Annotated in this window: 11 protein-coding genes; 6 read left to right on the top strand and 5 right to left on the bottom strand. The window is 49.8% G+C overall.

Annotation, left to right across the window (positions count from 1 at the left end; genetic code table 11):
- Position 1 precedes the first annotated feature (1 nt).
- Together trkA and ACGHTT_RS00050 are read left to right on the top strand one after the other, a co-directional pair.
- Complete coding sequence (gene trkA / locus ACGHTT_RS00055) at positions 2-1,387, top strand: Trk system potassium transporter TrkA (protein ID WP_390592753.1); 1,386 nt, start codon at positions 2-4, stop codon at positions 1,385-1,387.
- Positions 1,388-1,399: 12 nt separating this feature from the next.
- Positions 1,400-2,848, top strand: a complete 1,449-nt coding sequence (locus tag ACGHTT_RS00050; protein ID WP_390592752.1) for a TrkH family potassium uptake protein — start codon at positions 1,400-1,402, stop codon at positions 2,846-2,848.
- Here ACGHTT_RS00050 and ACGHTT_RS00045 read toward each other — a convergent pair.
- Positions 2,845-3,756 (bottom strand): lysophospholipid acyltransferase family protein, encoded by a 912-nt coding sequence (locus ACGHTT_RS00045; protein WP_390592751.1) that lies wholly within the window; start codon positions 3,754-3,756, stop codon positions 2,845-2,847. The genes ACGHTT_RS00050 and ACGHTT_RS00045 overlap by 4 nt on opposite strands.
- A gap of 149 nt (positions 3,757-3,905) precedes the next feature.
- Here ACGHTT_RS00045 and glyQ point away from each other — a divergent pair, with 149 nt between their 5' ends.
- From glyQ to ACGHTT_RS00025, 4 genes are read left to right on the top strand one after another with little or no spacing between them, the layout of a single operon-like run.
- Positions 3,906-4,868, top strand: coding sequence for a glycine--tRNA ligase subunit alpha (gene glyQ, locus ACGHTT_RS00040; RefSeq protein ID WP_390592750.1), 963 nt, complete (start codon positions 3,906-3,908; stop codon positions 4,866-4,868).
- Positions 4,865-6,946 (top strand): glycine--tRNA ligase subunit beta, encoded by a 2,082-nt coding sequence (gene glyS / locus ACGHTT_RS00035; protein ID WP_390592749.1) that lies wholly within the window; start codon positions 4,865-4,867, stop codon positions 6,944-6,946. Before glyQ ends, glyS begins: the two co-directional genes overlap by 4 nt.
- A gap of 12 nt (positions 6,947-6,958) precedes the next feature.
- Entirely contained in the window at positions 6,959-7,540 is a 582-nt protein-coding gene (gene gmhB / locus ACGHTT_RS00030) for a D-glycero-beta-D-manno-heptose 1,7-bisphosphate 7-phosphatase (RefSeq protein ID WP_390592748.1), read from the top strand.
- Positions 7,534-8,244, top strand: a complete 711-nt coding sequence (locus tag ACGHTT_RS00025) for a lysophospholipid acyltransferase family protein (RefSeq protein WP_390592747.1) — start codon at positions 7,534-7,536, stop codon at positions 8,242-8,244. The genes gmhB and ACGHTT_RS00025 overlap by 7 nt, the downstream gene beginning before the upstream one ends.
- Positions 8,245-8,308: 64 nt before the next feature.
- Here the strand turns inward: ACGHTT_RS00025 and gyrB are convergent, their stop codons facing one another.
- The 4 genes from gyrB to dnaA all read right to left on the bottom strand — a co-directional run bounded on the left by gyrB (position 8,309) and on the right by dnaA (position 14,501).
- Positions 8,309-10,726 (bottom strand): DNA topoisomerase (ATP-hydrolyzing) subunit B, encoded by a 2,418-nt coding sequence (gene gyrB / locus ACGHTT_RS00020; RefSeq protein WP_390592746.1) that lies wholly within the window; start codon positions 10,724-10,726, stop codon positions 8,309-8,311.
- A gap of 10 nt (positions 10,727-10,736) precedes the next feature.
- Positions 10,737-11,843 (bottom strand): DNA replication/repair protein RecF, encoded by a 1,107-nt coding sequence (recF, locus tag ACGHTT_RS00015; protein WP_390592745.1) that lies wholly within the window; start codon positions 11,841-11,843, stop codon positions 10,737-10,739.
- 47 nt (positions 11,844-11,890) lie between these two features.
- Positions 11,891-12,994 (bottom strand): DNA polymerase III subunit beta, encoded by a 1,104-nt coding sequence (gene dnaN, locus ACGHTT_RS00010; protein ID WP_390592743.1) that lies wholly within the window; start codon positions 12,992-12,994, stop codon positions 11,891-11,893.
- 88 nt (positions 12,995-13,082) lie between these two features.
- Positions 13,083-14,501, bottom strand: a complete 1,419-nt coding sequence (gene dnaA, locus ACGHTT_RS00005) for a chromosomal replication initiator protein DnaA (protein ID WP_390592741.1) — start codon at positions 14,499-14,501, stop codon at positions 13,083-13,085.
- Positions 14,502-14,553 lie beyond the last annotated feature (52 nt).

Genomic DNA, 14,553 nt, shown 5'->3' with positions numbered 1-14,553 from the left:
CATGAAAATTATCATTTTAGGTGCAGGCCAAGTAGGTGGCACACTTGCCGTCAATCTCGCCAGTGAAGCAAACGACATCACCGTCGTAGACACAGATCCAGCGCTACTTGAAGACCTGCGCGATAGAATTGATATCGGCGTTGTGACCGGCAGCGCATCGCACCCCGATGTATTGATCAGTGCCGGTATAGAAGATGCCGATATGCTAGTGGCCGTCACCAGCAACGATGAAATCAATATGATTGCCTGCCAAGTAGCCCACAGCCTGTTTCGCACGCCAACGAAAATTGCCCGGGTTCGCTCTCAAGCCTATTTATCCCAGGGTAATCTGTTCAGCAACGATGTTATCCCTATCGATGTATTAATCAGCCCAGAGCGATTGGTATCCGATTATATTTTTCGCTTAATTGAGCATCCAGGCGCACTGCAAGTACTCGATTTCGCCGAGGGGCGCGTGCAGTTAGTTGCCGTGCGTGCCTATTACGGTGGGCCACTAGTAGGCCAAGAATTGCGCTACATGCGCCAACACATGCCCTCGGTCGACACCCGGGTAGCAGCCGTTTACCGACGCGGTAAAGCCATCATGCCCGAGGGCTCAACGGTTATCGAAGCCGATGACGAAGTTTTCTTTATCGCCGCAAAAGCCGACATTCGCGCGGTGATGAGCGAATTGCGACGCTTGGAAAGTTCCTACAAACGGATCATCATCGCCGGTGGCGGCAATATCGGCTCGCGTCTTGCCCAGCAATTGGAAAAACGCTACTCGGTAAAGATTATCGAATTCAATGAAGCTCGGTGTAATCGGCTGTCTGAAGAACTGGAAGATACCGTCGTGCTGCTCGGCAGCGCCTCCGATCAAGATTTATTGCTAGAAGAAAACATCGAAGACACCGATGTGTTTTTAGCACTCACCAATGACGATGAAGCCAATATCATGTCGTCAATGCTGGCCAAACGATTGGGCGCACGCAAAGTGATGGCCTTGATTAATAATCCCGCTTACGTCGACCTCGTACAGGGCGGCGAAATTGATATCGCCATCAGCCCACAAACCACCACCATCGGCAGCTTACTCACCCATGTTCGCCGTGGCGATATGGTAAACGTTCACTCGCTGCGCCGAGGTGCAGCTGAGGCGATTGAAGTAATCGCTCACGGCGACAATAAAACATCGAAGGTTGTTGGCCGGGCAATAGAGGATATCGACCTACCCGAGGGCGCAAGCATTGGCGCCATTGTGCGCGAGCACGACACCGGCAGTGAAGTCATCATTGCGCACGATAACGTGGTGGTGCAAACCGGCGATCACGTCATCGTTTTTCTGGTCAATAAAAAATACACCAAAGACGTGGAGCGTTTGTTCCAAGTCGGCTTCTCTTTCTTTTAACGGGCAGCCACTATGCATTTCTCGGTAATTTTTCGTGTGCTCGGTGTGTTGCTGATGATTTTCAGCTTAACCTTATTGCCCCCTATCGGATTTTCTGTCTGGTACGACGACGGGCACCACTATGCATTTTTAACGGCTTTTCTTATTACCATTTGCACCGGGCTCGCCATTTGGTTGCCAGTACATAAAGCCCGACACGATTTACAAACCCGCGATGGTTTTTTAATTACCGCCTTATTCTGGTCCGTGTTAGGTCTGTTCGGTTCTCTACCTTTTTATATTAGCGAAGAGTTAAACGCATCCTTTACCGATGCGCTGTTCGAATCTATATCTGGTCTCACCACCACTGGTGCCACGGTATTTACCGGTTTAGATTTTTTACCCAAATCTATTTTGTACTATCGCCAACAACTGCAGTGGTTGGGCGGTATCGGTATCATTGTTATCGCCGTGGCTATCTTGCCAATGTTAGGCATTGGCGGTATGCAACTGTATCGCGCCGAGACACCGGGGCCAGTTAAAGACAACAAACTCACCCCACGCATTACCGAAACCGCGAAAGCGCTTTTCTTTATGTACTTAGGGCTTACTGTGCTCTGTGCACTGGCCTATCGATTCGCCGGCATGACCGAGTTTGATGCCGTGGGCCACGCCTTTTCCACCGTCGCCATCGGCGGCTTTTCCACCCATGACGCCAGCATTGGTTATTTTAATAGCCCGTTAATTATGGGCATCTGCACATTTTTTATGTTTTTCGCCGGCATCAATTTTGCGCTGCATTTTGTCGGTTGGCGGGCGCGCAGTTTACGGCATTATTTTACCGACCCTGAATTTCGCTTTTATGCTGGTTGGGTGCTAGTGGGTATGGTTATCACTGTGTTGTATTTATACGGCACCGGCACCTACGGGTTTTTTGACAGCTTAATGCACGGCAGCTTCGAGTTTGTCTCCGTGTTAACCACTACTGGTTTTGGCACGGCTGACTTCAGTTCTTGGCCGACATTTTTGCCCTTTATGTTATTTTTATTTGCGTTTATGGGCGGTTGTGGCGGCTCCACCGCCGGCGGCATGAAAGTCATGCGGGTGATGTTGATTTGCAAACAGGGCTACCGAGAAATTAAACGATTAATTCACCCCAGCGCCATTTTTCCGATAAAAGTTGGCAAAAAGACCGTCCCAAATCGCGTCATCGAAGCCGTGTGGAGTTTTTTCGCGGTGTTTATTATTAGCGTGATGGTGATGTTTTTAGCGCTACTGGCAACCGGTCTCGATTTCATCACAGCCTTCTCAGCGGTAGGCGCTTGCATCACCAATTTGGGCCCAGGTATGGGCGATGTGGCCGCCCATTATGGCAATATTAACGACCCAGCCAAGTGGATTTTATGCTTCGCTATGTTGCTTGGCCGGCTGGAAGTTTTCACGTTATTGGTGTTGTTTTCACCCATGTTTTGGCGCCGCTAAGTCTTCTTTTTCACGTAGCGCCTGGCCTCGCCGGGTAGGAGTCGACGGTAGCGCTTGTATTCCCACTGATATTGTTCAGGGGCCGAGAGTACAAGCTGCTCAATACTTTGGTTCAAGCCGCTAAGCGATTGCGCTACATCATCGGCGTATATTTCAGCGACCGGTTCTCGGATAACAATCTCAAAACCCTTGTCGGTTCTCAAACAAGCCGCAATAACAACCCGACAGCCCGAGCGCTGAATGAGGTTGTAGATTAGCGTCATGGTAAACGCCTGCACACCAAAAAAAGGGGCAAATTCACCACCGGCTTTCTCTGGCACCTGATCAGGCAGTACACCGGTCGAACCGCCCTGCTTCAAGGATTTAAACAGGCCCATAACACCTTGGCGATTGGTGGGCAGTATTTTAGTGCCGTGCAACTCGCGGCGATCCAGCATCAGTTGATTAACGGCCTCCGATGGGCCGGGTTGGTACAAAACGGTGAGCGGTGTTTTTTGCTGCAGATAAAAACCCAGTAATTCCCAGTTACCTATATGCGGCGCGAGAAACACCACTCCAGACGCTTGGTTAATCACGTCATCGAGCAGCGCTCGACTCGCCGGTTTGATGTCGATCAGTTGTGCCAGCCGCGACCAAGGCCAAGTCCATACTTTAGCCAATTCAAAGGCCATAAATAAGGTATGTGAGAGGCTATCAACGGTGAGCTGTTGGCGCTCTGCGTCGGTTAAATGTGGTTGCGCAAGGCGCAGGTTTTCGTCGGTTGTACAGGCACTTCGGGCTTGGGCTTTTAGCATCAACCTAGCCCCCAAGCTCGATAGCCGCCAAGCCAGCGGCTTAGGAATCAGTGCCACAGCAACCAGAAGGCCTTTTAATAGGCGAGTTTTAAACAGCAATTTGGGCTTCGCCATATTTAATCAGAGCAGCAGAATGTAAGATTGGGTGCGAAGATTACCGTAAAAACGCCTCTGCGGCCAAAGTCTGCACTTACACCCTCGCCGACACCCCGCTATAATTCCCGCCTTTCTTTTGATTTCGTCTGCGATTGCCTGGAGGCAAAGTGTCTAATTCCAAGTCTGGTGCTGCACCTGACGTAAGCACCTTTCAGGGTCTTATTTTGGCCCTGCAACAATATTGGGCCGAGCAAGGCTGTGTGATTCTTCAACCGCTAGACATGGAAGTAGGCGCCGGTACTTTTCACCCAGCCACCTTCCTTCGTGCTATTGGCCCAGAAACTTGGAACAGCGCCTACGTACAACCCTGCCGCCGTCCCACCGACGGCCGCTACGGGGAAAACCCCAATCGCCTACAGCACTACTATCAATTCCAAGTGGTGATGAAGCCGTCTCCCGATAATATTCAAGATTTATACCTCGGCTCATTAAAGCATCTAGGTTTAGATACCTTAGTGCACGACATTCGCTTCGTCGAAGACAACTGGGAGTCGCCCACCTTAGGTGCTTGGGGGCTTGGCTGGGAAGTGTGGTTGAACGGCATGGAAGTTACCCAGTTTACTTATTTTCAACAGGTTGGTGGGCTCGAGTGCTACCCGGTGACAGGCGAAATCACCTACGGCATTGAGCGCATCGCCATGTATTTACAGGGCGTCGACTCTATTTACGATCTGGTTTGGACCATCGGCCCCGATGAGAAAAAAGTAACCTACGGCGATGTGTTCCACCAAAACGAAGTGGAAATGTCCCATTTCAACTTCGAAGAAGCCAACGTCGAATTTATGTTTAAGAGTTTCGATACCTACGAAGCCGAAAGCCAGCGCCTTATCGAAAAAGGGTTGCCGCTACCGGCCTACGAGATGGTGATGAAAGCCTCTCACGCGTTTAATTTACTCGACGCCAGGCACGCCATTTCAGTCACTGAGCGCCAGCGTTTTATTCTCCGAGTTCGCACCTTGGCACGCGCCGTAGCGCAAGCCTATTTCGATGCGCGCAAGAAATTGGGTTTCCCTCTCGCCGAGCCAGCCCTACGCGACGAAGTCCTCGCTGCCAGTGGAGAAAGCAAATGACTCAGCAAACGTTTTTAGTTGAACTTGGCACCGAAGAATTGCCGCCTAAAGCACTTAGTAAATTATCCGAAGCCTTTGCCGACAGCATCGTCGCTAGTCTTCAGGCACAAGGGTTGAACTTCGGCGCTGTAACGTCTTACGCAGCACCACGCCGACTCGCGTTGCGCATCGAGCAACTGCCTGCGCAAACACCGGTAACTAAAGCCGAAGTTTGGGGCCCGCCGGCAAAAATTGCGTTTGATAAAGACGGTAGCCCCAGTAAGGCCGGTTTGGCTTTTGCGGAAAAAAATAACGTTTCACTCGATACCGTATCGGTAAAGAACGACGGTAAAGCCGACAAATTATTTTTACAAATTGATCAGGGCGGCGAAGCTGTTACGCAATTGCTGGCGCCTATGGTCACCAAAGCGCTGGCCGACTTGCCGATTCCAAAGCGCATGCGTTGGGGTGCAAAACGCGAAGAATTCGTGCGCCCTGTGCATTGGTTGGTCATGCTGTACGGCCACGATATTGTGGAAGGCCAAGTGATGGGCTTGACGGCTGGCCGATCAACCCGTGGCCATCGCTTCCACTACAACCAAAGCCTCGATATTGATCACGCCGATAACTATGCTGAGTTGCTAAAGTCTAAGGCGTTTGTTCTCGCTGATTTTTCTCAACGGAGAGCCTTGATCATCGCACAAGTAAACGCCGCGGCAGCGAACATAAAGGGTGTTGCCCATATGGACCCAGCGCTGCTAGATGAAGTGACGGCCCTTGTTGAATGGCCTGTAGCACTGGCAGGCAAGTTTGAGGACCGGTTTTTATCCGTTCCCGCTGAAGCCCTTATCTCCTCTATGGGGGAACACCAAAAATATTTTCACGTGCTCGACGCCAACAAACAATTGATGCCTTATTTCATTACGGTTTCTAATATCGAGAGCAAAGATCCACAACAAGTCATCAGCGGTAATGAGCGTGTTATTCGTCCGCGTTTATCCGATGCGGCTTTCTTTTTTGAAACCGATAAGAAGGTGTCATTGGAAAGTTTGCGCGAGCGATTGAAATCCATAGTGTTTCAAGCACAGCTGGGTTCAATTTTCGACAAGACCGAACGCGTTGCCGGCTTAGCGCAAGCAATTGCCGAATTGCTCGGTGCCGATACACAGTTGGCACAGCGCGCCGGTCAACTGTGCAAGAGTGACCTGGTTACCAACATGGTGGGTGAGTTTGATACCATGCAAGGTATTGCCGGTTATTACTATGCCATTAACGATGGCGAAGACGCTGAAGTTGCACGCGCTTTACAAGAGCAATATTTACCGCGTTTCGCCGGCGATACTTTACCCGAAACAATGACCGGTACTATTCTCGCCTTAGCGGATAGATTAGACACGCTCACCGGTATTTTCGGTATCGGCCAATTGCCGACGGGCTCTAAAGATCCTTTTGCGTTGCGCCGCGCCAGCTTAGGCGCTTTGCGTTTGCTGGTGGAAAAAAAGCTACCACTGGATTTAAACGCCTTGTTAGTGGCTGCTGTTGCACAACATAACGGGCTAAAAACCAATGCCAAAGATCTCGTCAACAGCGTACAAAATTATATGCTCGAGCGCTTTGTCGCTTGGTACGATGACGAAAAATTTGCGCCAGAAATTTTCATGGCCGTGAGTGCCAAGCAACTTTCAGTGCCCTTAGATATCGACAACCGCGTAAGAGCTGTGAAGCAATTCGGTGACTTACCCGCTGCGCAAGCGTTGGCAGCCGCCAATAAACGCGTGGCAAATATTCTTACCAAACTTGATAGCGAGCCCTCTGACCAGGTCGATGAAAAACTATTAATCGAATCAGCAGAGAAAGTGTTGGCGCAACAAGTTGCGCAACAAAAGGCACTGACGCAACCCTTATTTGCTAATAGCAAATTTACTGAAGCACTCACAAGCTTGGCCGATTTGCAGCCAGCCGTAGATGCCTTCTTTGATCAGGTGATGGTAATGGCTGACGACGCGGCGGTACGCAAAAACCGCTTAGCCTTGTTAGTACAACTGCGTAATTTGTTTTTACAAGTCGCGGATATTTCCCTGTTGGTCCCCGCTAAATAGTACAGAGGCTCTATGACCAACTCAGGATTTAAACTCGTCATTCTCGATCGCGACGGCGTCATCAATGAAGATTCGGATGCCTTTGTTAAATCCGTCGACGAGTGGATACCCATCCCCGGTAGCATAGAGGCAATAGCGGAACTCAGTCGCGCCGGCTTTACGGTGGTGGTAGCAACCAATCAGTCAGGGTTATCGAGAGGCCTATTTGATCTCGATGATTTGGAAGCGATGCATGCCAAACTGGCTCAGTTAGTAGAAGAACACGGTGGTTCTATGGCCGCGGTCTTCTACTGTCCACACGGCCCCGATGATCAATGCAACTGTAGAAAGCCTAAGCCTGGCTTAATAGATGCCATTGAAGCTGAGTTTGATACCAGCGCTGAGGGTGTGCCGCTGGTGGGTGATAGTTTGCGCGACCTCGAAGCCGGCTTAACTAAGGGTTGCCTGCCCATTCTTGTGCGTACGGGTAAGGGTGCGCTCACCGAGCAGAAATTGAAGCAGTTCCCGGTCGATGGCTTGGTTGATGTTAAAGTCTTCGACTCTCTTTGGGATGCATTACCTTTTATTAAGGACGTTTACGGACAAGCATGTTAATTCTTCGGAACCTTTTATTTTATACCGCCTACTGGTTGTCGCTACCCATTTTCAGCATCGCCGGTTTAGTCATTTGGCCAATCACATCCTTCCATAAGCGCACCCATGTGGTGACGCTTTGGAATCGCTTTGTAATTTGGTGGGCGAAAATCATTTGCGGTATAAAGTACGAAGTCATTGGTGTAGAGAATTTACCTAAGCGGCCAAGCGTCATTATGGCCAACCACCAATCGGCCTGGGAAACACTCATACTGCAATACCTGTTTCAACCTGCATCGACTGTACTTAAACAAGAGTTATTAAATATCCCCGTATTTGGCTGGGGTCTACGTGCCATGGAGCCTATCGCCATTGACCGTAGCAACCCAAGAGAAGCGTTAAAGGCCGTTAAGCAGGGTGGAGTTGCGCGCTTGAAAGCCGGTAATAACGTACTTATTTTTCCCGAGGGAACACGAAAGAAACCTGGCGAACTCGGAAGTTTCGCCCGCTCCGGCGCCGATATAGCCTGCGCCGGTGGTTTCGATATTATCCCTGTTGCCCACAACGCCGGCACCTGCTGGCCAACGCGCAGCTGGATTAAGCACCCGGGCAAGGTCACGCTGTTCATCGGCGAGCCCATCAGCACCGAGAATCAAAACAGCAAGGCCATTACCGAGCAGGCCAGAAATTGGATAGCCAGTAAAATTGATTCGATAAGTAATTGATTTTAAAGGAATAAAAAAGCAGCCATCAGGCTGCTTTTTTACGTTCGCTTTTAGTCGCAGAGACTCAGATATCGAGGTTGCCTACGTTGAGCGCATTATTCTCAATGAACTCCCTGCGTGGCTCAACCTGATCTCCCATTAAACAGGTAAATATCTGATCAGCCGCAATGGCATCTTCGATAGTGACTTTCAACATGCGACGACACTCCGGGTCCATGGTGGTTTCCCAAAGCTGACCGGGGTTCATTTCACCCAAGCCTTTATAGCGCTGAATGTTGTAGCCGCGACGAGATTCGGTCATCAACCAATTCAGCGCGTCTTTAAAACTAGTAGTGACGAACGTGCGCTCACCGCGCTTCATGTAACCACCCTCTTCAAACAAACCATCGAGCTTTAAACCTAAATCAACAATGGATTGGTACTCTTTCGAGCTGAAGAAATCCATGCCCACGTCGTATTCCGTCGGTACACCGTGCGCAATAATCTCAACTTTCGGTTCGAAGATTGGCCGTTCAGGGTTTGCCTCAGCGCGGGCAACATAGCGATGGGTGCCGGTTTCTTTAGCCGACAAGGATTCAGATAATTTGACGCACCAATCGGCAACTGCTTGCTGGTCTTTTAGTGACTCCACTGACAACTGAGGGATGTAAATTAAACTTTCCAGCACATCGGTAGGGTAAACACGCGCTAGGCGTTCGATAATACGCATCACACGACGATACTCTTCAACCAGACTCGCCAATGGTTCGCCACTAATACCGGGTGCGTCCGCATTGACGTGCAAGCTAGAGCTCTCCATGGCGGCTTGGGTTAGATAAGCCGTCAGCGCTTCGTCATCTTTCAGGTACTGTTCTTGTTTACCTTTGGCAATCTTATACAAGGGCGGTTGAGCAATAAAAATGTGGCCTCGCTCTACCAACTCGCGCATTTGGCGGAAAAAGAACGTCAGCAACAAGGTGCGGATGTGCGAACCATCCACATCGGCATCGGTCATGATGATGATTGAATGATAGCGCAGCTTTTCAGGGTTAAATTCTGTGTTACCAATACCGCAGCCTAGGGCGGTAATGAGTGTTCCCACCTCTTGTGATGAGAGCATTTTATCGAAACGCGCTTTTTCAACGTTTAGAATCTTACCTTTAAGCGGCAGAATGGCCTGGGTGCGGCGATCGCGGCCCTGCTTGGCAGATCCACCGGCAGAATCACCCTCCACCAGGTAGAGTTCAGATAAAGCAGGATCTTTTTCCTGGCAGTCAGCCAGCTTGCCCGGCAAGCCAGCGATATCAAGCGCGCCCTTACGACGCGTCATTTCACGGGCCTTGCGGGCCGCTTCGCGCGCGCGCGCGGCGTCAATCATTTTGCCAACAATGGCTTTCGCCTCACCCGGGTTTTCGAGTAGGTAATCATTAAAGGCCAAGCCCATTTCCTGTTCTACAGCGGTTTTCACCTCTGAAGAAACCAATTTATCTTTGGTTTGAGAGGAGAACTTGGGGTCTGGCACTTTAACGGAGATAATACCGGTTAAACCTTCACGAGCGTCGTCACCGGTGGTGGCCACTTTGGCATTTTTACCCAGACCTTCGCGCTCTATATAACCGTTCAAGCCTCTGGTTAGCGCGGCCCTAAAGCCAGCTAAGTGGGTGCCACCGTCGCGCTGGGGGATGTTATTGGTATAACAGTAGATGTTTTCTTGGAAGCTATCGTTCCATTGCAGCGCCACTTCAACGGTAATGCCGTCTTCCCGCTGATTAGTGAAATGCATGACCTTGTTGATGGGTGTTTTAGCGGTATTTAAGTACTCAACAAACGCATGTAAGCCACCGGCATACTCGTAGGCTTCTTCTTTGCCACTGCGCTCATCTTTCAAGACAATACGCACGCCTGAGTTTAGGAATGACAGCTCGCGTAAACGCTTAGCCAAATAATCGTAATGGAATTCAATATTGGTGAAGGTGTTCGCTGAGGGCTTAAAATAGACTTGGGTGCCGTTGGTTTTAGCGTCCCCAACGACCTCCAGCGGCCCTTGTGGCACACCGTGATGATACACCTGCTCATGGATCTTGCCACCGCGGCGAATGGTCAACTTTAGCTCTTCTGAAAGCGCGTTAACCACGGATACACCCACGCCGTGTAAACCGCCAGACACCTTATAGGTGTTGTCATCGAACTTACCGCCAGCGTGTAGCACGGTCATAATGACTTCTGCCGCCGATACACCTTCATCGTGCATCTCTGTTGGGATACCACGGCCATTATCGGAGACAGTTATAGATTCATTTGGGTGAATCACCACGCGAATTTCAGAGCAATGGCCAGCCAGAGCCTCGTCAATAGAGTTATCGACAACCTCGAACACCATATGGTGTAGGCCCGTACCATCATCCGTATCACCTATGTACATACCAGGACGTTTACGTACGGCGTCTAGGCCTTTTAAGACCTTAATACTGGACGAGTCGTAATTCTTTTGTTCCGACATCATGTCACTCCAACTAATCGTTATTTATAGGTGTCGCAGTTACGCTTCCCTGTTCCACGTGAAACACTTTTCGGGGAACAGCCAATTGATTCCAAACGCTTTCGAGGTCTTTCCGGGCAACCCCAGTAATAAACACTTGGCTATCTAACTCTATTAACCACTTCGCCAAGCGAAGTCGATGCTCTTCATCTAACTCAGACGGCAAATCATCTATAAGGTAGACGCAATCGTTGCCGGTGAGCTGCTTAAACACCCTACCTGCACAAATCCGCAGGGCGCAAACAAACAGCTTTTGCTGACCCCTTGATAGCACCTCTGCCGCAGGCATCTTACCGAGCCGCAATTTAAGATCAGCACGATGGGGGCCGGCACTGGTATGCCCTAGCTGCCCGTCACGAGCAAAATTCTGCCGTAATATCTCTGCCAGAGAAACGCCCTCCTCCCAGCCACCAAAGTAGCTAATATTAACGGAAGTTAAGGCGGGTAAATCCTGCAAGAGCAGCGCTAACTCCTGATTGAACAGGTTGAAAACCTCTTCCCTTAGTAGATGTAAGGTCTCAGCGTTGCGTGCTAATTCTATGTCCCAAGGTGCTAACAGATCAGCGTTTATTCTACCAGATCGCAGCAAAGTATTCCGTTGTTTCAGGGCTTGCCTAGCTTGTCGCCAAGCAGGCAAAAACTCATGTTTCACGTGAAACACTAACCAATCAAGAAACTGCCGTCTCTCCAACGGGCCACCCACGAGCAACTCAAAGGTTTCCGAGTAGATCACTTGCAGCGGTAAGATCTTGGCCAATTCGGCAGCCGACGCCACTGACTGGCCATCTAAACGAAAGCTATCTGCGCTTCGCGTATTACGTTCCACACCCAGCTTCCGAGTAGAACCATCTTCACCGACCAGCCTACCAAACACAGTCACGCCTGCGCAGCCTTGTTGAATCAACGGTTTTAACTTGTGGGACCGAAAAGAACGACCACGCCCAAGTAAGGAGATAGCTTCGAGAATACTGGTCTTACCCGCACCATTTTCCCCATAAAAAAGGTTCACTCGCGGGTGTAGCACCAATTCAGCGGATTCAATATTGCGGAAGTTGAGTATATGAAGGGAGTTTAGAGGCATAAAGGAAGCAGGTAGTAAGCGTAGGCGCACACTACCTGCAGATTACTCTATAGACGCATGGGCATAACAACGTAAGCGGAATCACCATTTTCAGGCTCTTCCAGCAGTGCGCTGCTATTTGAGTCCGCCAAGGTGATCTTCACATTGTCGGTATTTAGCACATTGGTTACATCGAGCAAATAACTGACGTTAAAACCAATCTCCATGGACTCACCGGCATAATCGACCGTGACGGTTTCCTCTGCCTCTTCCTGCTCTGGGTTATTGGCGACAATGGTCAGTTGACCAGCATCAATCTGCAGCCGAACACCACGATACTTTTCATTCGATAAGATAGCCGTGCGCCCAAAGGCCTGCTTAAGCTCGTCTCTAACACCGATAATGACACGCGACCCACCCTTGGGCAGCACGCGTTCGTAATCGGGGAATTTGCCATCGACCAATTTAGAGGTAAACGTGAAATCCGCCGTTACCGCGCGTATATGGCTGGCTCCTAGCTTGATTTCCGCCGCGCTATCGCCGTCTCCCAATAAACGCGCCAGCTCGATAACGCCCTTACGCGGCAATATAGCTTGAATCTTTTCAGGCGCCTGGATATCCATAGGCCGGGTACACATAGCTAGACGATGGCCGTCTGTAGATACCACACGTAATTGACCCTGAGTCACTTCCCACAACATGCCGTTTAGGTAATAACGCACATCTTGCTGCGCCATCGCGAAGGCAGTGCGATCAATTAAACGTTTTATGTCCTTCTGTGCACAGGTGAATTGCAAATCAGACGGTGCATCTTCTACGTTGGGGAAGTCATTAGCGGGTAAGGTAGAGAGGGTGAAGCGACTACGGCCACTTTTAACAATGAGCTTCTGACTATCTTCAATGAATTCTATATTGGCGGCATCTGGCAAGGACCGACAAATGTCGACCAGCTTGCGCGCAGGTACTGTAATCTCGCCCGACTCACCCGGTTGGTCCAATTGAATGCGACCGACAATCTCCACCTCTAAATCTGTGCCTGTTAAAGACAATTTATCGCCTTCTAACACAATAAGCACGTTAGAAAGGACAGGCAAAGTTTGACGGCGCTCAACAACACCCGCCACTAGCTGCAAGGGTTTTAGGAGCGAATCTCGGGATACAGTAAATCTCATAACCGGTCTCTTTTTATAGGCCTAATGGTGAGCTGGAATCTTATTTATTATATATAAGTTGCTATAAAACAGCTGTTACTTATACGACTCAAGTAGTCAATAAGCGGTGCAAATTCTTGGTATCTTCGCGGATATCCGCACTCTCTTCCTGCAAGGATTTAATTTTGCGGCAGGCATGTAGCACGGTGGTATGATCTCGACCACCGAAGGCTTCACCAATTTCAGGCAAGCTGTGATTGGTTAACTCCTTCGCTAAACTCATTGCAACTTGCCGCGGCCGTGCAACCGAGCGACTGCGTCGCTTCGAATGTAGATCACTAACTTTGATCTTGTAATACTCGGCGACAACGCGCTGAATATTATCGATAGACACTTGTTTATCCTGCAGCGCCAGCAAATCTTTCAAAGACTCCCGCACTAACTCAACATCGATGGGCCGGCCGGTAAAATTGGCATTCGCAATAACGCGCTTTAACGCCCCTTCCAACTCGCGCACATTTGAGCGAATACGCTGGGCAATAAAAAAGGCCGCATCATGGGGTAAATCCAAATGCTGTTGCGTTGCTTTTTTCATCAAGATTGCGACCCGCGTTTCGAGCTCTGGCGGCTCTACGGCGACTGTTAATCCCCAACCAAAACGCGACTTTAAACGCTCTTCTAAACCGTCGATTTCTCGAGGGTAGCGATCACAGGTCAAAATAATTTGTTGGCCGCCTTCCAATAGCGCATTAAAAGTATGGAAAAACTCTTCTTGCGAGCGCTCTTTACCGGCGAAAAATTGAATATCATCAATAAGCAACGCGTCCAGAGAGCGGTAGTAGCGCTTAAAATCATTGATGGCGTTTAACTGTAACGCCTTGACCATATCCGCCACAAACCGTTCAGAATGCAGGTAAAGCACCTTAGCATTAGGATTCTTCTCAATTAACGCATTGCCAACAGCGTGCATTAAGTGAGTCTTACCCAACCCCACACCGCCATAAATAAAGAGCGGGTTATAGGCACCACCAGGATTCTCAGCGATTTGGCGAGCCGCTGCTAGGCCCAACTGGTTCGATTTACCTTCAACGAAACGCTGAAAGGTAAACTGTGTATTCAGCCGGTGCTGATGCTTCAATCCCCCTTCTACATCGACATCTCTATCGGCGCGAATAAGGTCTGGCGAGCTTGTCGGTGCAGACTGATGGGTTGAAACGGGAGAGGCGACAACGGGTTTGAAATCTGGCTCCGGCACCACGCGCCTATGCCGCGCTAAAGAATTAGCCGCAACCCCCAACACCACTTTCGTTTCACGAGAAGCGCCCGCTTCAGCTACCAACTCGACAATGCGCGACATAAATTTGTCTGACACCCAAGACTTTATAAACTGATTGGGTGCCAGCAAAGAGATTTCATTAGCCAAGGCTTGGCTATCCAACTGCAGAGGCCGTATCCAGGTATTAAATTGCTCTGGCGACAACTCGCTTTGCAAGCTCGTTATACAATGATTCCAGATAGATTCTGGCAACGGCAATCCCCCCAAACATGTTGGCTTATAAATCGTTTTTAATGATGTGTTC

The sequence above is a fragment of the Simiduia litorea genome (genome assembly GCF_042853465.1).
Taxonomy (GTDB): domain Bacteria; phylum Pseudomonadota; class Gammaproteobacteria; order Pseudomonadales; family Cellvibrionaceae; genus Simiduia; species Simiduia litorea.
This window is presented reverse-complemented; position numbering and strand designations above follow the sequence as displayed.